Origin of the sequence: Enterobacter cloacae complex sp. I1M, assembly GCF_014982425.1 — a bacterium.
Classification (GTDB): domain Bacteria; phylum Pseudomonadota; class Gammaproteobacteria; order Enterobacterales; family Enterobacteriaceae; genus Enterobacter; species Enterobacter intestinihominis.
This window is the reverse complement of sequence record NZ_JADCLG010000024.1, coordinates 1-18,700: the sequence shown is the minus strand read 5'-3', so window position 1 is coordinate 18,700 and position 18,700 is coordinate 1. Positions and strand designations below refer to the sequence as shown.

Here is an 18,700-nt window from a genome sequence, read left to right as displayed (position 1 = left end):
GACCATGAGCTTTAACACAATCATCGACTGGAATACCTGTAGCGACGCGCAACAGCGTGAGCTGCTGATGCGCCCGGCAATTTCCGCCTCGGAGAGCATCACCCGCACCGTGGCGGAGATCCTCGATAACGTCAAAGCCCGCGGAGACGACGCGCTGCGTGAGTACAGCGCGAAGTTTGATAAAACTGAGGTCGACGCGTTACAGGTCACCGCACAGGAGATCGCCGGGGCGGAAAGCCGCCTTGGGGATGAGATCAAACAGGCGATGGCCGTCGCGGTGAAAAATATTGATACCTTCCACACCGCGCAGAAATTGCAGGCGGTGGATGTGGAAACCCTGCCCGGCGTGCGCTGCCAGCAGGTGACGCGCCCGGTGGCGTCCGTTGGCCTCTATATTCCTGGCGGCTCTGCCCCGCTGTTTTCGACCGTCCTGATGCTGGCCACTCCGGCACGTATTGCCGGTTGTCAGAAGGTGGTGCTCTGCTCTCCGCCACCGATCGCCGATGAGATCCTGTATGCGGCGAAGCTGTGCGGCGTGCAGGCGATCTATAAAGTGGGCGGCGCGCAGGCGATTTCCGCCCTGGCGTTCGGGACGGAGTCTGTTCCCAAAGTCGACAAAATCTTTGGCCCGGGCAACGCATACGTTACCGAAGCGAAGCGCCAGGTCAGTCAGCGTCTGGACGGCGCGGCGATTGATATGCCTGCCGGTCCGTCTGAAGTGCTGGTGATTGCCGACAGCGGCGCTACACCTGATTTCGTGGCCTCTGACCTGCTCTCGCAGGCCGAGCACGGCCCTGACTCGCAGGTGATTTTACTGACGCCAGATGCCGATATGGCAAAACGCGTGGGCGAGGCCGTTGAGCGTCAGCTGGCCGACCTGCCGCGTGCGGAAACGGCGCGTCAGGCGCTATCGGCCAGCCGACTGATTGTGGCTCGCGATATCGACCAGTGCATCGCCATCTCCAACCAGTACGGTCCTGAGCACCTGATCATTCAGACCCGCAACGCGCGCGATCTGGTCGACAGCATAACCAGCGCAGGCTCGGTGTTCCTCGGGGACTGGTCACCGGAATCCGCCGGGGATTACGCCTCCGGCACCAACCACGTGCTGCCCACGTATGGCTATACCTCAACCTGCTCCAGCCTGGGGCTGGCAGATTTCCAGAAGCGCATGACCGTGCAGGAACTCTCCCGCGAGGGATTTGCCTCGCTGGCGTCGACCATTGAAACCCTGGCCGCCGCCGAGCGCCTGACTGCCCACAAAAATGCCGTGACGCTGCGCGTTGCCGCCCTGAAGGAGCAAGCATGAACATCGAAGAATTAGCCCGCGAAAATGTCCGTCGCCTGACGCCCTATCAGTCTGCGCGTCGTCTTGGCGGCAACGGCGATGTCTGGCTGAATGCCAACGAATACCCCACGGCGGTGGCCTTTGAGCTTTCGCAGCAGACGCTAAACCGCTACCCGGAGTGTCAGCCGAAAGCGGTGATCGAGAACTATGCGCAGTATGCAGGCGTGAAGCCTGAGCAGGTGCTGGTCAGCCGTGGGGCGGATGAAGGGATTGAGCTGCTGATCCGCGCCTTCTGCGAGCCGGGTAAAGACGCGGTGATGTACTGCCAGCCCACCTACGGGATGTACAGCGTCAGCGCCGAAACCTTTGGCGTGGCTTGCCGCAACGTACAGGCGCTCGACAACTGGCAGCTGGATTTGCAGGGCATCGCCGATAACCTTGACGGCGTGAAGGTGGTGTTTGTCTGTAGCCCGAACAACCCCACCGGGCAGATTATCAATCCGCAGGATATCCGTTCCCTGCTGGAAATGACGCGCGGCAAAGCGCTGGTTGTGGCCGACGAAGCCTACATTGAGTTCTGCCCGCAGGCGACGCTGGCAGGCTGGATTGAAGAGTATCCGCATCTCGTTGTGCTGCGCACTCTGTCCAAAGCGTTCGCTCTCGCCGGTCTTCGCTGCGGTTTTACGCTGGCAAATAAAGCGGTTATCGACCTGCTGCTAAAAGTGATCGCCCCGTATCCGCTCTCAACGCCGGTTGCCGATATTGCGGCACAGGCGCTGGCCCCGCAGGGCATCAGCGCGATGCGCGAGCGTGTGGCGCAGATCCTGGAGGAGCGTCAGTATCTAGTCGATGCCCTGAAAACGATTCCGTGCGTGGAGCAGGTGTTCGACTCGGAGACCAACTACATCCTGGTGCGCTTCACCGCCTCAAGCGCGATATTTAAATCGTTGTGGGATCAGGGCATTATCTTACGAGACCAGAATAAACAACCTACCCTGAGCGGCTGCCTGCGTATTACCGTCGGCACCCGCGCGGAGAGCCAGCGCGTGATTGACGCCCTGAAAGCGGAGAAAGTATGAGTCAGAAGTATCTCTTTATCGATCGTGACGGCACCATCATCTCGGAGCCACCCAGCGATTTTCAGGTCGATCGTTTCGACAAGCTGGCCTTTGAACCCGACGTGATCCCGGTGCTGCTGAAGCTTCAGAAAGCAGGCTATAAGCTGGTGATGATCACCAACCAGGACGGTCTGGGCACAGACAGCTTCCCGCAGGCGGACTTTGACGGCCCGCACAACCTGATGATGCAGGTGCTGACCTCGCAGGGCATCGCCTTCGACGAGGTGCTGATCTGCCCGCACATGCCTGCCGACGAGTGCGACTGCCGCAAGCCAAAAGTGAAGCTTGTTGAGCGTTATCTGGCGGAAGAGGCGCTGGATAAAGCGAACAGCTATGTGATTGGCGATCGCGTCACGGACATCACGCTGGCCGAAAATATGGGCATTGCAGGCCTGCGCTATAACCGCGACACGCTAAACTGGGCGATGATTAGCGAGCAGCTCACCAGACGCGACCGCTATTCTCACGTTGAACGCAACACCAAAGAGACGCAGATCGACGTGAAGGTCTGGCTCGATCGCGAAGGCGGCAGCAAGATCCACACCGGCGTCGGTTTCTTCGACCATATGCTGGATCAAATCGCCACTCACGGCGGCTTCCGCATGGAGATCGCCGTTAAGGGCGACCTGTATATCGACGATCACCACACCGTGGAAGATACCGGCCTGGCGCTGGGCGAAGCCCTGAAGCTGGCGCTCGGCGACAAGCGCGGCATCAACCGCTTCGGCTTTGTTCTGCCGATGGACGAGTGCCTGGCGCGCTGCGCGATGGATATCTCCGGGCGTCCGCACCTGGAATATAAAGCCGACTTCACCTACCAGCGCGTTGGCGATCTCAGCACCGAGATGGTGGAGCACTTCTTCCGCTCGCTTTCTTACACTATGGGCCTGACGCTGCACCTGAAAACTAAAGGCAAAAACGATCACCACCGCGTCGAGAGCCTGTTCAAAGCCTTTGGCCGTACCCTGCGCCAGGCGATCCGCGTGGAAGGTGACGCCCTTCCCTCGTCGAAAGGAGTGCTGTAATGAACGTGGTGATTCTGGACACCGGATGCGCCAACCTGAACTCCGTACAGTCGGCGATTATGCGCCACGGCTACGAGCCGGTGGTGAGCCGCGATCCGGACGTGGTGCTGCGCGCGGATAAACTCTTTCTGCCGGGCGTAGGCACCGCCCAGGCGGCGATGGATCAGATCCACGAGCGCGAGCTGGTTGATCTCATCAAAGCCTGTACTCAACCGGTGCTGGGCATTTGCCTCGGCATGCAGCTGCTTGGCCGCCGCAGCGAAGAGAGCAACGGCGTCGATCTGCTGGGCATTATAGAAGAAGACGTGCCGAAAATGACCGACCACGGCCTGCCGCTGCCGCACATGGGCTGGAACCGCGTTTATCCGAAGGCGGGCAACAGGCTGTTCCAGGGAATCGAAGACGGCGCGTACTTCTACTTCGTCCACAGCTACGCCATGCCCGTGAATACCTACACCATCGCCCAGTGCAATTACGGCGAGGCGTTCACCGCCGCCGTGCAGAAAGATAACTTTTACGGCGTGCAGTTTCACCCGGAACGCTCCGGCGCCGCCGGCGCGCAGCTGCTGAAAAACTTCCTGGAGATGTGATGATAATTCCCGCTTTAGATTTGATTGACGGCACGGTTGTTCGTCTCCATCAGGGTGATTACGGGCAGCAGCGCGACTATGGCAACGACCCGCTGCCGCGGTTACAGGCTTACGCCGCGGAGGGCGCTGAGGTGTTGCACCTGGTCGATCTGACCGGCGCGAAAGATCCGGCCAAACGCCAGATCCCACTGCTTAAAACACTGGTGGCTGGCGTGGACGTCCCGGTGCAGGTGGGCGGCGGCGTGCGTACGGAAGCCGATGTTGCCGCCTTACTGGACGCGGGCGTGGCGCGCGTGGTAGTCGGTTCGACCGCTGTGAAAGATCCTGAGACGGTCAAGGGCTGGTTCCGCCGCTTCGGCGCGGATGCGCTGGTGCTGGCGCTGGATGTGCGCATTGACGCGCAGGGTAACAAGCAGGTCGCGGTCAGCGGCTGGCAGGAAAACTCCGGCGTAACGCTGGAAGAGCTGATTGAGATGTATCTCCCCGTAGGGCTAAAGCATGTGCTGTGCACGGATATTTCACGCGATGGTACGCTCGCAGGCTCTAACGTCTCGCTGTATGAAGAGGTTTGCGCGCGTTATCCGCAGGTGGCGTTTCAGTCCTCTGGCGGCATCGGCGACCTGGCGGATATCGCCGCTCTGCGCGGAAGCGGTGTACGCGGCGTGATCGTGGGTCGCGCGCTGCTGGAAGGCAAATTTACGGTGAAGGAGGCGATTCAATGCTGGCAAAACGGATAATTCCCTGCCTGGACGTGCGTGATGGTCAGGTTGTAAAAGGCGTGCAGTTCCGCAACCACGAGATCATTGGCGACATCGTTCCCCTGGCTAAACGCTATGCCGATGAAGGCGCAGACGAACTGGTATTTTACGATATCACCGCCTCCAGCGATGGCCGCGTGGTGGACAAAAGCTGGGTGGCGCGCGTGGCAGAGGTGATTGATATTCCCTTCTGCGTGGCGGGCGGGATTAAATCTGCTGACGATGCGGCGAAGATTCTCTCTTTCGGTGCGGACAAAATTTCCATTAACTCCCCTGCCCTGGCCGACCCGGAGCTGATTACGCGTCTGGCGGATCGCTTTGGCGTGCAGTGCATTGTCGTGGGGATCGACACCTGGTTTGATGCCGCAACGGGAAAATATCACGTTAACCAGTACACCGGCGATGAAAGCCGCACGCGCGTCACCCAATGGGAGACGCTGGACTGGGTGCAGGAAGTGCAAAAACGCGGTGCGGGTGAAATCGTTCTGAACATGATGAACCAGGACGGCGTTCGTAACGGTTACGACCTCGAGCAGCTGAAAAAAGTGCGCGCGGTCTGCCAGGTTCCGCTGATTGCCTCCGGCGGCGCGGGCACCATGGAACACTTTCTTGAAGCCTTCTGCGATGCGAACGTGGACGGCGCGCTGGCCGCTTCCGTGTTCCACAAACAGATTATCAATATTGGTGAGTTAAAAACGTACCTGGCCGACCAGGGCGTGGAGATCAGGGTATGTTAACAGAACAACAACAGGCACAGCTGGACTGGGAAAAAACTGACGGATTACTGCCGGTAGTTGTACAGCATGCCGTTTCAGGCGAAGTGCTGATGCTGGGATACATGAACCAGGAGGCGCTGGCGAAAACGATCGACAGCGGCAAGGTGACGTTTTTCTCGCGCACCAAACAGCGCCTGTGGACAAAAGGGGAAACCTCGGGTCACTTCCTGAACGTGGTCAGCATTACGCCTGACTGCGACAACGACACCCTGCTGGTGCTGGTTAACCCGATTGGGCCGACCTGCCACAGAGGCACCAGCAGCTGCTTCGGCGAGGCGAGCCATCAGTGGCTGTTCCTCTATCAGCTGGAACAGCTGCTGGCAGAGCGTAAATCAGCGGATCCCGAGAGCTCGTACACGGCGAAGCTGTACGCCAGCGGCACCAAGCGTATTGCGCAGAAGGTGGGTGAGGAAGGCGTTGAAACGGCGCTGGCGGCCACCGTGCATGACCGTGAGGAGCTGACGAACGAAGCGTCGGATTTAATGTATCACCTGCTGGTGCTGCTTCAGGATCAGGAGCTGGATTTAACGACGGTGATTGAGAATCTCCGGAAACGGCATAAATAAAAAAAGACCGGGGAAACCCGGTCTTTTTTTGTGTGTAAATCAGGCTCTTGGTTTGTAGTTTCTCAGCGCGTTACGGCCAAGAACGACAGCAGAACCTATGATCCCGCCGAGGAGAACGGCAAGGATGAGGGTGATGGCCTTTTTAGGGCTGTCACGTCGGATAGGTAGGTTCGGCTTCATGACGTAACGGTAGACGTGAATAGTGTCTGGGTTAACGTTGAGGTTCTGAATATCCAGTAAGTTTTGTTTGGTCTGGTAGTAAGCGCCTGAAAAGACCAGCGGACGTGACGCTTCGTTATCAATCATTGACTTGAGCGCTACGGTACCCAGCAGGAACATGGTTTCCTGAGTGACATCCTGCGTTTGCTGGAGCTGTGGAGTACTAATCTTAGCTGCTTCCGCATTCTTGTAAGCTTCAGAGATCTGTTTGATACGCAGATCTTTCTGCTCCTGTGCTACTTTCTCCTGGTTCTGAAGGGAGTCGTTCAGGGTTGTGATCTGCTGCTTGAGGTTATCTCTGAGGTCAAGCGTCAGTTCTTTAGCCGTCTGCTCATCAACCTGCTGAATATACTGAGCTAATTGCTTTTGAGCTGCATCAGCGGATTCGCCCTGATAGCTTACGGTTAAAGGTAAACTTTGCCCTTTTACGGTAGGCTCAATAGTCAGTTTTTCCGGATCTTCCTGATTCTCCAGCGCCTGTGCTAATGCCGAGAAAGAGGAATTAAAACGACCAATAGCACGATTCTGAATATCCAGCATGGAAGGCGCTGCGCCACCATAGAGGATATTCAACGCATTGGAATAGGTGGCGATTTGTGCCGCATCAGGCTGGGCTATGATGGCAGAGGATGTCCATTTTTCTTTAGCTACAGTGATGTAAACAACGGCGAGAACAATGAAAGCAGCAACGAATGCCCCAATCACCCACTTTCCACGCCACAGCTGTAGCACTAAATCCAGTAAATCAATTTGCTCCGGGTCATTGTTGCGTGTGACCAGGTTGTTGTTGTTTTGCGTCATACTATCCCTAACAGATGAAAAAGGGCAAAAATAATCTTGTTTCCTTAGTGTATCTGTTGCTGGCGATTTTTCTATAAGAATCCGATGAGTTATATCGGAAAGATGGGTTATGTAAGTGAAGTGCGACGCGCTATCATAGACGGATTCTGATGTCCTGGGACATCAACAAGAACACTGTGAATGAGGGAAGCTATGAAATTTCTGGTTACGGGCGCGGCGGGCTTTATCGGTTCTCATGTCAGCAAGCGCCTGCTTGATGCAGGGCATGAAGTTGTTGGGATTGATAATCTGAATGATTACTATGACCCAAACCTCAAGCTCGCTCGCCTCGATCTGCTCAAATCCGAGAGTTTCACCTTCCACAAGCTGGACTTAGCGGACCGTGAGGGCATGGCCGCGCTCTTCGCTGAGGAGAAATTTGACCGCGTGATCCATCTTGCCGCCCAGGCGGGTGTGCGTTACTCTCTGGAAAACCCGCATGCCTATGCAGATGCGAACCTGGTAGGTCACCTGAACGTGCTGGAAGGCTGTCGCCACAACAAGGTTCAGCATCTTCTGTATGCATCATCCAGCTCTGTTTACGGCCTCAACCGTAAGATGCCGTTTTCTACTGACGACTCCGTAGACCATCCGGTTTCCCTGTATGCGGCAACCAAAAAAGCCAATGAGCTGATGTCGCATACCTATTCGCATCTGTACAATCTGCCGACCACTGGCCTGCGCTTCTTTACCGTCTATGGCCCATGGGGACGCCCGGACATGGCGCTGTTCAAATTCACCAAAGCCATGATTGAAGGCAACAGCATCGACGTCTACAACTACGGCAAGATGAAGCGCGACTTCACCTATATTGATGATATTGCGGAGGCGATTATTCGCCTACAGGACGTCATTCCTCAGGCCGATGCAGACTGGACAGTCGAAACCGGTTCGCCAGCAACCAGCTCTGCCCCGTATCGCGTGTATAACATCGGTAACAGTTCACCTGTCGAACTGATGGATTACATCACTGCGCTTGAAGAGGCGCTGGGCAAAGAAGCGGTGAAAAATATGATGCCGATCCAGCCGGGGGACGTGCTGGAGACCAGTGCGGACACCAAAGCGCTGTATGACGTTATTGGGTTTAAACCACAAACCTCAGTCAAAGAAGGCGTGAAAAACTTCGTCGACTGGTACCGCAACTTCTATAACGTTTAAAAACAAAAAACCCGGCAGATTGCCTAATGCTTGTCAGTTAAGCTTTTGAAGATTGCCGTAACGCGTAGCGTTGCGGCTTCTTTTTTACTGCTCGTGGGTAATGCCTCTTCCTGCGTCCCGGTAGCACAAAACTTTCCGCCATGGCCAGTATCTCATTTATTATCTTCGGGATTTTACCCGGTGAGACCGCTGGTAACAGACTTAGCTGGGCCGACAGATACAGACTCGCCTGCTTAAAATCTATCTGATATGGCTCTATCCCTTTCAGATTATACATCATTTGCGCCATCATAAATCGCAGCAGGTTATAGGCCAGCACCACGCCCCACAGTTCCTGCTCCACCAGTTCCGGTTTCCGGCTTCTCAGCACCTGTTCATTATTCAGAAGATGTTGCTTCATCTCCCTGAACCCGTGCTCTATTTCCCAACGATGCCCGTACAGCTCGGTAATGTCTGCTTTAGGGTATCTCAGCGGGTCATTCATTGACGTCAGGATACGCACCATCTTCCCGTTTACCTCTTTACTGACCAGCCTCGCCGTCAGTACTGGCGGTACGCCGTCCCATTTGCGTTTCGCCTTTGGAGATACATTCAGCTCCACGATGTCATCCCCTTTGCCCTGTTTCTGTATTACCTGATACTGCCGTCTTTTTTGAGCGGGATTAACCAGTGTTTCTCCACACCCAATGACTGCCAGTGGTGCATCAGTCCCAGAGCGTAAAAGCCTTTGTCCATGAGCGTCAGCGTATGTTCCGGCGTTCGCTCCGCGAGCCGTGCCGCAAGGTCAATTACGCTGGTCGCCGATACGCTGCCGAAAGCCGTTCCCGTCAGAAGGTGGCTGGTGACTTCCATCTGGCAGACCATGCGAACCTGGGGCCACTCAGAGCGGGAACTGGCATTCGCCGTGCGTCCGAAGGCGGCATCATTTTCTGGTGTATCTGGGGTTCGCCATAACGTTCCATCCACTGCCAGCAGCGTGAGTCCATTCAAGTGTGACAAGGGTGTTTTTTCAAACCAGAGCTGGCGCGTTTTTTCAAAGACCCGGCGAATAACATCAGCCCCCAGCCACTGACGAGCCTGAACAACGGCGCTGGGCACCACAAAGGGACGTTTACCGGGAAGAAGAATATCGAGGCGTGAGACTATCTGGTTCATGGACAGGGAACGAAACAATGCCATCCCGGTTACAGCCCAGACCATCATCTCCAGCGGAAGCCGACGTTTGCGGATAGTGACGATACCGGTATCAGTGAGACATTCATCAATAAGTTCAGGTGAGAGTAGTTCAGAAAGCGCAGAAAACGCCACCGGCGTAAAATTATGAACGGTGTTGAGAGCCTGACTTAGAAGCATAAAAAATCCGGAAACGTGTGAGTATGTCCGGATTTTTACACAAACAAGGGATCGGTCAACCGATCCTTAACTGAACGGCATTAGGCGCGATGACCGGTTTTTTTATGCTCAGAACGCTAACATCAGTCACTGCCAAACAGATCGCGGGTATAGACCTTATCAGCGACGTCTGCCAGCTCTTCCGCCATACGGTTCGAGATAATCACATCCGCTTCTTTCTTAAAAGCGTCGAGATCGCGAACCACGCGGGAGTGGAAAAATTCATCTTCCTGCATCGCTGGTTCATAGATAATGACCTGCACGCCTTTCGCCTTAATACGCTTCATGATCCCCTGAATAGATGAGGCGCGGAAGTTATCAGAGCCGCTCTTCATGATCAGACGATAGACGCCCACCACTTTCGGCTGACGCGCAAGGATAGAATCAGAGATGAAGTCTTTACGCGTGCGGTTGGCATCCACAATCGCGGAAATCAGGTTGTTTGGCACCGCCTGATAGTTTGCCAGCAGCTGCTTGGTATCTTTCGGCAGGCAGTAACCGCCGTAGCCAAACGACGGGTTGTTGTAATGATTGCCTATACGCGGGTCGAGGCACACGCCTTCGATGATCTGGCGGGTGTTCAGGCCCAGACTCTCTGCATAGCTGTCCAGCTCGTTGAAGTAGGCCACGCGCATTGCCAGATAGGTATTGGCGAAGAGCTTGATCGCCTCGGCTTCGGTAGAGTCAGTGAACAGTACCGGAATATCTTTCTTGATTGCGCCTTCCTGCAGCAGTGCGGCAAAACGTTCCGCACGCTCAGAGCGCTCACCGATCACGATACGGGATGGGTGCAGGTTATCGTATAACGCCCTGCCCTCGCGCAGAAACTCTGGCGAGAAGAAGACATTATCAATACGCAACTCTTCTTTAATCGATTTGGTGAAGCCTACCGGAATGGTCGATTTGATGATCATCACCGCTTTTGGGTTGATTGCGATAACATCTTTGATCACCGCTTCTACGGTTGAGGTGTTGAAGTAGTTGGTTTTTGGGTCGTAATCCGTTGGTGTGGCGATGATGACGAAATCTGCGTCGCGGTAGGCGTCTTCTTTGTCCGTCGTAGCACGGAAATTCAGCGGTTTATTAGCAAGGTATTCCTGGATTTCTTTATCAACAATCGGGGATTGCTTTTGATTAAGCATATCCACTTTGGACTGAACGATATCCAACGCCACCACTTCATGGTTTTGTGCGATCAGAATGCCGTTTGATAGGCCTACATAGCCTGTTCCGGAGATAGTTATTTTCATTCGTTCAACTTCTTCAAGTTTAGGTTTCAGGAGGCGTAAGCACACCACCGCAATAAACAACTGTTGAGGTTTTTACCTCTTATGTTGAGCGGCTGTCAAGGCGAATGCCTGGCTGCAGAAATGAGAAAACGCAGTGGTTTATAGGGTGTTTAAAGACACTCGCTGGACAAAGCAAGTCCAGATGGGCTTATCCGTTATAAAAAAAGCCCGGTGAACATCACCGGGCTTTGTTATCAGGCTGAGTTAAATCAGATTAATCCAGCCATTCGGTGTGGAACACACCTTCTTTATCGGTACGTTTATACGTATGCGCACCAAAGTAATCACGCTGCGCCTGGATCAGGTTCGCTGGCAGTACGGCAGCACGGTAGCTGTCATAGTACGCCACCGCAGCGGAGAAGGTCGGAACAGGGATACCGTTCTGCACAGCGTAAGCAACCACGTCACGCAGCGCCTGCTGGTATTCGTCCGCGATTTTCTTGAAGTACGGTGCCAGCAGCAGATTCGCGATACCGGCATTTTCAGCGTACGCATCAGTAATTTTCTGCAGGAACTGAGCGCGGATAATGCAACCAGCACGGAAGATCTTCGCGATTTCGCCGTAATTCAGATCCCAGTTGTTTTCGTCTGAAGCGGCACGCAGCTGAGAGAAACCTTGTGCATAAGAGACGATTTTACCCAGATACAGTGCACGACGAACTTTCTCAACGAATTCAGCTTTATCACCCGCTGGCTTGGCCTGAGGACCAGACAGTACTTTTGAAGCGGCAACACGCTGCTCTTTCAGAGAGGAAATGTAACGTGCAAACACAGATTCGGTGATCAGGGACAGAGGCTCGCCCAGATCCAGAGAGCTCTGGCTGGTCCATTTACCGGTCCCCTTGTTCGCTGCTTCATCCAGAATCACATCAACTAGGTATTTACCCTCTTCATCTTTTTTAGTGAAGATATCTTTGGTGATGTCGATCAGGTAGCTGTTCAGCTCGCCTTTATTCCACTCGGTGAAGGTCTCGGCGAGTTCTTCGTTAGAGAGGTTCAGGCCACCTTTCAGCAGGGAGTATGCTTCGGCAATCAACTGCATATCGCCGTATTCGATGCCGTTGTGAACCATTTTCACATAGTGGCCAGCACCGTCAGGACCGATATAGGTCACGCACGGCTCGCCGTCTTCTGCAACGGCTGCAATTTTGGTCAGGATAGGCGCGACCAGTTCGTACGCTTCTTTCTGGCCGCCAGGCATGATAGAAGGACCTTTCAGTGCACCTTCTTCACCACCGGAAACGCCGGTACCGATGAAGTTAAAGCCTTCCGCAGACAGTTCACGGTTACGACGAATGGTGTCGTGGAAGAAGGTGTTGCCGCCATCAATGATGATGTCGCCTTTATCCAGATACGGTTTCAGGGAATCGATAGCAGCATCGGTACCCGCGCCCGCTTTCACCATTAACAGGATACGACGAGGCGTTTCCAGAGACTCAACGAACTCTTTAACCGTATAGAAAGGAACCAGCTTCTTGCCTGGATTCTCAGCGATGACTTCTTCAGTCTTATCACGGGAGCGGTTGAAAACGGAGACGGTATAACCACGGCTTTCGATGTTGAGCGCCAGGTTGCGCCCCATCACTGCCATACCGACAACGCCGATCTGTTGCTTTGACATTACATACTCCTGTCTTGGGGATAATCACTGCGGTGCGATGCAGTTTGAATGTATATACGATGTTAACTCAAGCCTGTTACTTATGGATAGCCTTTGGTGCGCTAACGGCCGCGAGATAGGCAAACAGTGTATCGTTTAGTCAAAATAGACGGAATCGGCGAACGTCTTGCCTAAACTATCCTTGGATGACAGCAGGGGTAACTCACCATCAATAAGTGGCCACTTAATCCCAACAGAATCATCATTCCACAATAGGGAATGTTCAGACAAAGGGTTATAATAATCAGTGCACTTATAGACAAACTCAGCGCTTTCAGACAAGACGTAAAAACCGTGAGCAAATCCCTCAGGGATCCAAAGTTGACGTTTGTTTTCAGCGGAAAGCATAATACCTGTCCAGCGCCCAAACGTGGCTGATGATTTTCGCATATCAACAGCAACATCAAAGACTTCTCCGCTGACAACACGTACCAATTTTCCTTGTGGATTTTGAGTCTGGTAATGTAAACCTCTCAAAATATTCCTTGCAGATTTTGAGTGGTTATCCTGCACGAAGTTACGTTCGCATACCAATTCACAAAATTTCTTTTGTTGCCAGGTTTCCATAAAGAAACCCCGTTCATCACCAAAAGTGACCGGCTCGATAATTTTTACATCAGGAATTTCAGTATCAATGACATTCATTATTAACTCTTTATTTCCCCAAAACTTCTATTACCACACGTTCAACACCTTGTTTCCAGTCTGGAAGTGTCACATTAAACACACGCTGGAATTTCTGATTTGAGAGGCGCGAATTCAACGGACGAGTAGCAGGTGTAGGATACTCACTGGTAGAAATGCCGTTAACTTCCTGGATAAGAAGAGGCTCACCCTGAGCTTTAGCCGTTTCGAAAACAAAATTTGCATAATCAAACCAGGTCGTTTCCCCGCTTGCGACTAAATGGTATTTACCAACAACAGATTTATTATTCTGCTCTTCTCGAATTGCCAGTGCAGTACAATCAGCCAATAATTCAGCACTTGTCGGAGCGCCATGCTGGTCGTTGATAACGGACAACCTCTCTTTCTCACGAGCTAAACGCAGCATGGTTTTCGCAAAATTATTACCACGAGTGGCATAAACCCAGCTGGTGCGGAATATGAGATGTCGGGAATTAAGGCGCGTAATTTCCAACTCGCCTGCTAATTTAGTCTCACCATAGACATTTAACGGTGCTGGCGCCTCATCTTCCAGCCGATAATGATCGCCCTCACCATCAAACACATAATCTGTAGAGTAATGAATTAGGAGCGCACCTAATTTCGCTGACTCCTCAGCGAGAACCGCAACCCCTTTCTGATTGAGCAACTCAGACAGGTTACGTTCTTGTTCGGCTCTGTCCACAGCGGTATGCGCTGCCGCGTTAACGATAACGTCAGGTTTCACCAATCGTACGGTTTGTGCGATGCCAGGAAGGTCAGTCAAGTCACCACATAAATGCTTGTCGAAATAATCTACTGCGATGACTTCTCCAAGAGTGGAAAGAGAACGTTGTAATTCCCATCCAACCTGCCCGTTTTTTCCTACAAGTAAAATTTTCATTGGCATGCCGGTTTATTGTCCAATCAACATTTTCAAATATTGACCATAAGATGTTTTCTGAAGCAGATCGGCCTGAACAGCTATTTCGTCCGAACTGAGCCATTTATTACGGAATGCAATTTCTTCAAGGCATGCCACTTTCATACCCTGCCGTTTTTCAATGGTATGAATGAACTGAGAAGCTTCAATCAAGCTATCATGAGTACCTGTATCGAGCCAGGCAAATCCACGACCTAATAACTCCACCTCAAGCTCACCCCGGTCAAGATACATCTGATTTAGAGTTGTGATTTCAAGCTCACCGCGAGCAGAGGGCTTTATTTCCTTAACCATGTCGACAACATTATTGTCATAGAAATAGAGTCCAGTGACTGCCCAGTTTGATTTAGGCTTGAGGGGTTTTTCCTCAATAGATAATGCTTTGAAATGTTCATCGAACTCGACAACACCAAAGCGCTCCGGATCCTGAACCTGGTAACCAAACACAGTTGCCCCTGACGTTTTCTTTGCCGCCGCATTCAACTTCATACCGAAACTTTGACCAAAGAAAATATTATCACCCAACACTAATGCGCAAGGCTCGTCGCCAATAAACTTTTCACCGATAGTAAATGCCTGTGCCAGGCCATCTGGTGAGGGCTGCACGGCGTAGGTGAAATTAACACCAAACTGCGAGCCATCTTTCATTAAGCGCTGGAAAGCAGGCATATCTTCAGGTGTGGTGATAATGAGGATATCCCGAATACCGGCAAGCATGAGTACCGATACTGGGTAAAAAATCATAGGCTTGTCATATATAGGGAGCAGTTGCTTAGACACACCTTGTGTAATCGGGTACAGGCGTGTACCTGAACCGCCAGCTAAAACAATTCCTTTCATAACGCTATACCTCGATTATTTGTTCAGGCCAAGACGTTCACCAGCGTAAGAGCCATCAAGAACACGCTGCCACCAACCTTCATTATTAAGATACCATTGAATAGTTTTTTCGATCCCGCTTTCAAAGGTTTCTAGAGGCTCCCAGCCGAGATCATTTTTCATTTTAGTTGCATCAATGGCATAACGAAGATCATGTCCAGGACGATCGGCAACAAAAGTTATAAGCTCTGCAAAATTGACAATACCGTTTGGTTTTTTATCGATGAGTTTATCAAGAATTGCGCAAATAGTTTTTACAACATCAATATTTTTACGTTCATTATGACCACCAATACAATATGTTTCACCGATCTTGCCCTCTGTAGCCACTTTGTACAGTGCGCGGGCGTGATCATCAACATACAGCCAATCGCGGATCTGCTCGCCGTTCCCATAGACCGGGAGCGGTTTTCCCGACAAAGCATTAAGAATAATGAGCGGAATTAACTTCTCTGGAAAATGGTAGGGGCCATAGTTGTTAGAACAGTTGGTAATCACCGTTGGTAAACCATAGGTACGATTCCAGGCGCGAACTAAATGATCGCTACCCGCCTTAGAGGCCGAGTAAGGGCTACTTGGCGCATAAGGTGTTTCTTCAGTGAATAATCCGTCAGCATCGTGAAGATCGCCAAAAACTTCATCAGTAGAGATGTGATGGAAGCGGTAAACCTTCTTCCTATCATCATCAAGTGATGCGTAATACTGACGCGATGCTTCAAGAAGAATGAATGTACCTATTACGTTAGTCTGGATGAAGGCCGCGGGTCCGTCGATAGAACGGTCAACATGACTTTCAGCAGCCAAATGCATCACGATATCAGGCTGGAAGGAATTGAAAATATCCGCAACAGCTTTCGCATTAGTAATATCAGTTAGAGAGAATGAGTATCGCGAATTTTTTTCAACTGGTGCCAGAGACTCAACATTACCTGCATAGGTTAAACAATCAACCACGCATACTGAATCCTGAGTATTATTTATAATATGCCGAACCACGGCTGAACCAATAAAACCAGCACCACCAGTGACAAGAATTTTCATAGTTTTCACTTTCTGTTAGTTATTCAGAGGAGCTCTATACTCAACTGACTCATACAATTCTTTATAAGCTTTTAAAGGATCACTTTTTTTTGAGTATATTATCTATATGCATTGCAAGCATCTCTTCCGTACGGACAAAGTCACATTTTTCTACGAATGTTTTCAATGCATTTTTAGACATTTGAGCAACCAATTCGGGATCCCTATTTAACTTTTCTAGAGCGCGCGTCCATTCAATTAAAGAATTATCTTTAATATAAATACCGCACTTCTCTTTCTCAATATCGACATACCAGTAAGGGTTGTATGTAGCAATAACTGGCACGCCTAAAGCGATAGCCTCAATCAATGAAGACAATCCGACACAATAATTGATCTTATCTGTTTTAATAGGGATAATCATACTCTTTGATGCACTTACTTTCTCAAGCAAGTCTGTATATGCCCAGCGACCTTTATTTATCCTAATGTCGCCATTTACATTTGCATAGCTTTCAGGCAAATTTAAATCGCTGGTATAGATATCAATTGTAACGTCGCTATTTTTTACCGATGACATTACAGACGGCAGATCCCTATTTTCACGCCCTGTCGAAATTATATTCTCGTTATGTAATCCATTAATAAAAGGTGCATAGAAAGTTGCATCCCCTCCCCATGGTATAAAGTGACATTGATGAGAATGAAGTCCCCTTGAGGCCTTGATTTCATCGCGTGACTTTTCCGAAAGAAAGAAAATCGCATCAATTTTTCTTACATAACACTTTAAAAATGGCAGAAGCAATGAATGTATTACTTTCTTTAATCGAGACACTGGAGGGGCGAAAACATCGAGATGCATCCAACCCGCAAACTTTGTTTTAAATAAAAAAAAACGTGCCAGAATATAAAAAAGCATCGTTTTTCTTTTAATAAAAGGCATAAAGAACAAATCTGGTTTGAACTTCCAAAATGAAATAAGATCATTAAGTAAATTCCCCCGACCGACCATTACCTCAAAGCCCATCTTTTCTAATTTGGATACGCCGTACACGAACTGCGCAGGGATCTCATTTTTTTTATAACGGCTAAAAGCAGCGCCGTTATCATTAACAAAAACAAAGGCTTTCATTAAAACTCCGTATTAGAGGCCATATCCAATGTGCTTAATTCAGTAAGCGCCTTTTCTCAACAGAACCACATTGACGGTTTTGAAGAGAATGACGATATCATTCCACAAAGACCAGTTTTTGACATACCAGGAGTCAAAATAAACACGCGTGGTGTAGTCAACATCGTTACGTCCACTCACCTGCCACAGGCCAGTCATGCCTGGCTTTACCATCAGATAATATTCAACGTCATCGGCATAGCGTTCCAGCTCTTCGTGGATGACCGGACGCGGGCCGACCAGGCTCATCTCACCTTTAAGTACGTTAAATAACTGAGGTAACTCATCAAGACTCGTTTTACGAATGAAGTGACCAATGGCAGTAATACGCGGATCGTTTTTCAACTTAAAATCTTTTTCCCATTCAGCACGAGCTTCAGGATCTTTCTCAAGTAATTCTGCAAGGATCTCTTTTGAATTGATATTCATAGAGCGAAACTTATAACAGTCAAATTTCTCACCACGGCGCCCAATTCTCGTATGAGCATAGATAGCCGGCCCACCATCACGGGAAACTTTATACCACAGGTAAACCAGCAGTGGCGATGAAACAAGAAGAATGCCTAAGGTGCAGACGATATCGAAGGTACGCTTAATAAAGCGCGAGGTCAGTTTAGACAGATTATTGTGAACCTGAAGAAGTAATACTTCGTGGCTAAATATAAATGACATACTAGTGCCGTATAAAGGAAATCCTCTCAGAGAAGGAATAATTATAACGTTACGGCACTTATGTTTCGCAAGGAATCGTAACCAGTTTTCAAATTTATCCTTTTCGTCAAAATCGCACGCGACTACGAACTGAGTTGAAAACGAATTATAATGAGTAAGCAATGTCTCTTCATCTTTAACGATCGGACACTCTTCCATAATATCGGCTGTCGCATCAAAATCACAAAACGCATCAATTTTGAAACCAGACACCTCATGGCTTTGTAAAGCATAATAGGCTTCACGCGCATTTCGTCCGGTACCTAAAATAACGGTGCGCTTTTTCCAGTAGCCAAATTTGTTAAGAATGATTTTTGTAAATTCACGCGATAACGGAACCATAATGATGGCATATAGCCAACAGTAGGCCCAAATATAGCGAGAAAAGTGCCATTTAGAAAATGCTACTAATGCAAGATCGAAGATCGAAAAGATGACAATAGTACGCAGTGTTTCTTTAAGTTCAGACCAGAAGGGTTTCTTTTGTGCATAATGACGTAAGCGGACGCCAAACCAAAAAACACACATTACTGTCAGAATAAAGTGTGACAACACCCTCACATCAATTTGTAGAATTGGCATAAAGGTATTCAGGTCGCCAATAAAAAACATAACGGTTAAAAAGGAAAGCCCCAAAGAAACATTAAGCCAAAAT

Annotated in this window: 17 protein-coding genes and 1 pseudogene; 8 read left to right on the top strand and 10 right to left on the bottom strand. The window is 50.5% G+C overall.

Annotation, left to right across the window (positions count from 1 at the left end; genetic code table 11):
- Positions 1-4 precede the first annotated feature (4 nt).
- Genes hisD through hisIE form a run of 7 tightly spaced genes read left to right on the top strand, consistent with a single transcriptional unit; the run spans position 5 to position 6,121 of the window.
- Positions 5-1,309 (top strand): histidinol dehydrogenase, encoded by a 1,305-nt coding sequence (hisD, locus tag INF86_RS15455; protein ID WP_023300525.1) that lies wholly within the window; start codon positions 5-7, stop codon positions 1,307-1,309.
- On the top strand, positions 1,306-2,367 hold the full coding sequence (gene hisC, locus INF86_RS15450; RefSeq protein ID WP_045308614.1) for a histidinol-phosphate transaminase: 1,062 nt from the start codon (positions 1,306-1,308) through the stop codon (positions 2,365-2,367). Before hisD ends, hisC begins: the two co-directional genes overlap by 4 nt.
- Positions 2,364-3,431, top strand: coding sequence for a bifunctional histidinol-phosphatase/imidazoleglycerol-phosphate dehydratase HisB (hisB, locus tag INF86_RS15445; RefSeq protein WP_022648606.1), 1,068 nt, complete (start codon positions 2,364-2,366; stop codon positions 3,429-3,431). The genes hisC and hisB overlap by 4 nt, the downstream gene beginning before the upstream one ends.
- Positions 3,431-4,021, top strand: a complete 591-nt coding sequence (hisH, locus tag INF86_RS15440) for an imidazole glycerol phosphate synthase subunit HisH (protein WP_003859485.1) — start codon at positions 3,431-3,433, stop codon at positions 4,019-4,021. The genes hisB and hisH overlap by 1 nt, the downstream gene beginning before the upstream one ends.
- Entirely contained in the window at positions 4,021-4,758 is a 738-nt protein-coding gene (gene hisA / locus INF86_RS15435; protein WP_193543687.1) for a 1-(5-phosphoribosyl)-5-[(5-phosphoribosylamino)methylideneamino]imidazole-4-carboxamide isomerase, read from the top strand. The genes hisH and hisA overlap by 1 nt, the downstream gene beginning before the upstream one ends.
- Positions 4,740-5,516 carry an imidazole glycerol phosphate synthase subunit HisF gene (hisF, locus tag INF86_RS15430; RefSeq protein WP_063147741.1) on the top strand — a complete coding sequence of 259 codons (777 nt, stop codon included), beginning with the start codon at positions 4,740-4,742 and terminating at the stop codon, positions 5,514-5,516. The genes hisA and hisF overlap by 19 nt, the downstream gene beginning before the upstream one ends.
- Positions 5,510-6,121, top strand: a complete 612-nt coding sequence (gene hisIE / locus INF86_RS15425) for a bifunctional phosphoribosyl-AMP cyclohydrolase/phosphoribosyl-ATP diphosphatase HisIE (RefSeq protein WP_063147740.1) — start codon at positions 5,510-5,512, stop codon at positions 6,119-6,121. The genes hisF and hisIE overlap by 7 nt, the downstream gene beginning before the upstream one ends.
- 39 nt (positions 6,122-6,160) lie before the next feature.
- Here the strand turns inward: hisIE and wzzB are convergent, their stop codons facing one another.
- Positions 6,161-7,141, bottom strand: a complete 981-nt coding sequence (wzzB, locus tag INF86_RS15420; protein ID WP_063147739.1) for an LPS O-antigen chain length determinant protein WzzB — start codon at positions 7,139-7,141, stop codon at positions 6,161-6,163.
- A 192-nt stretch (positions 7,142-7,333) separates the two neighbouring features.
- On the opposite strand from wzzB, the gene INF86_RS15415 reads away from it, so the two are divergent.
- On the top strand, positions 7,334-8,338 hold the full coding sequence (locus tag INF86_RS15415; RefSeq protein WP_023300532.1) for an NAD-dependent epimerase: 1,005 nt from the start codon (positions 7,334-7,336) through the stop codon (positions 8,336-8,338).
- A gap of 37 nt (positions 8,339-8,375) precedes the next feature.
- On the opposite strand, the pseudogene INF86_RS15410 reads toward INF86_RS15415, so the two are convergent.
- The 9 genes and pseudogenes from INF86_RS15410 to wbaP all read right to left on the bottom strand — a co-directional run.
- Positions 8,376-9,691: pseudogene (locus INF86_RS15410) on the bottom strand (IS4 family transposase).
- 122 nt (positions 9,692-9,813) lie between these two features.
- Positions 9,814-10,980, bottom strand: coding sequence for a UDP-glucose 6-dehydrogenase (gene ugd, locus INF86_RS15405; protein ID WP_032609644.1), 1,167 nt, complete (start codon positions 10,978-10,980; stop codon positions 9,814-9,816).
- 253 nt (positions 10,981-11,233) lie between these two features.
- Entirely contained in the window at positions 11,234-12,640 is a 1,407-nt protein-coding gene (gene gndA, locus INF86_RS15400; protein ID WP_023294999.1) for an NADP-dependent phosphogluconate dehydrogenase, read from the bottom strand.
- A gap of 135 nt (positions 12,641-12,775) precedes the next feature.
- Positions 12,776-13,324, bottom strand: a complete 549-nt coding sequence (gene rfbC, locus INF86_RS15395) for a dTDP-4-dehydrorhamnose 3,5-epimerase (RefSeq protein WP_063147738.1) — start codon at positions 13,322-13,324, stop codon at positions 12,776-12,778.
- Positions 13,325-13,334: 10 nt separating this feature from the next.
- The gene (rfbD, locus tag INF86_RS15390) at positions 13,335-14,225 is read right to left on the bottom strand and encodes a dTDP-4-dehydrorhamnose reductase (protein ID WP_038416359.1); all 891 of its coding nucleotides are present in this window, start codon (positions 14,223-14,225) and stop codon (positions 13,335-13,337) included.
- A 12-nt stretch (positions 14,226-14,237) separates the two neighbouring features.
- Complete coding sequence (gene rfbA / locus INF86_RS15385; RefSeq protein ID WP_032609646.1) at positions 14,238-15,104, bottom strand: glucose-1-phosphate thymidylyltransferase RfbA; 867 nt, start codon at positions 15,102-15,104, stop codon at positions 14,238-14,240.
- Positions 15,105-15,119: 15 nt separating this feature from the next.
- On the bottom strand, positions 15,120-16,184 hold the full coding sequence (rfbB, locus tag INF86_RS15380; protein ID WP_038416360.1) for a dTDP-glucose 4,6-dehydratase: 1,065 nt from the start codon (positions 16,182-16,184) through the stop codon (positions 15,120-15,122).
- A 79-nt stretch (positions 16,185-16,263) separates the two neighbouring features.
- Positions 16,264-17,295: a glycosyltransferase gene (locus INF86_RS15375; RefSeq protein WP_063147734.1), complete on the bottom strand. Its 1,032-nt coding sequence runs from the start codon at positions 17,293-17,295 to the stop codon at positions 16,264-16,266.
- A 39-nt stretch (positions 17,296-17,334) separates the two neighbouring features.
- A partial coding sequence (wbaP, locus tag INF86_RS15370) for an undecaprenyl-phosphate galactose phosphotransferase WbaP (RefSeq protein ID WP_193543686.1) occupies positions 17,335-18,700 on the bottom strand: 1,366 nt, incomplete at its 5' end.

Bases quoted from the DNA above. Each gene is read 5' to 3' on its own strand.
- hisD (WP_023300525.1), top strand. From the start codon at position 5: ATGAGCTTTAACACAATCATCGACTGGAATACCTGTAGCGACGCGCAA.
- hisC (WP_045308614.1), top strand. From the start codon at position 1,306: ATGAACATCGAAGAATTAGCCCGCGAAAATGTCCGTCGCCTGACGCCC.
- hisB (WP_022648606.1), top strand. From the start codon at position 2,364: ATGAGTCAGAAGTATCTCTTTATCGATCGTGACGGCACCATCATCTCG.
- hisH (WP_003859485.1), top strand. From the start codon at position 3,431: ATGAACGTGGTGATTCTGGACACCGGATGCGCCAACCTGAACTCCGTA.
- hisA (WP_193543687.1), top strand. From the start codon at position 4,021: ATGATAATTCCCGCTTTAGATTTGATTGACGGCACGGTTGTTCGTCTC.
- hisF (WP_063147741.1), top strand. From the start codon at position 4,740: ATGCTGGCAAAACGGATAATTCCCTGCCTGGACGTGCGTGATGGTCAG.
- hisIE (WP_063147740.1), top strand. From the start codon at position 5,510: ATGTTAACAGAACAACAACAGGCACAGCTGGACTGGGAAAAAACTGAC.
- wzzB (WP_063147739.1), bottom strand. From the start codon at position 7,141: ATGACGCAAAACAACAACAACCTGGTCACACGCAACAATGACCCGGAG.
- INF86_RS15415 (WP_023300532.1), top strand. From the start codon at position 7,334: ATGAAATTTCTGGTTACGGGCGCGGCGGGCTTTATCGGTTCTCATGTC.
- ugd (WP_032609644.1), bottom strand. From the start codon at position 10,980: ATGAAAATAACTATCTCCGGAACAGGCTATGTAGGCCTATCAAACGGC.
- gndA (WP_023294999.1), bottom strand. From the start codon at position 12,640: ATGTCAAAGCAACAGATCGGCGTTGTCGGTATGGCAGTGATGGGGCGC.
- rfbC (WP_063147738.1), bottom strand. From the start codon at position 13,324: ATGAATGTCATTGATACTGAAATTCCTGATGTAAAAATTATCGAGCCG.
- rfbD (WP_038416359.1), bottom strand. From the start codon at position 14,225: ATGAAAATTTTACTTGTAGGAAAAAACGGGCAGGTTGGATGGGAATTA.
- rfbA (WP_032609646.1), bottom strand. From the start codon at position 15,104: ATGAAAGGAATTGTTTTAGCTGGCGGTTCAGGTACACGCCTGTACCCG.
- rfbB (WP_038416360.1), bottom strand. From the start codon at position 16,184: ATGAAAATTCTTGTCACTGGTGGTGCTGGTTTTATTGGTTCAGCCGTG.
- INF86_RS15375 (WP_063147734.1), bottom strand. From the start codon at position 17,295: ATGAAAGCCTTTGTTTTTGTTAATGATAACGGCGCTGCTTTTAGCCGT.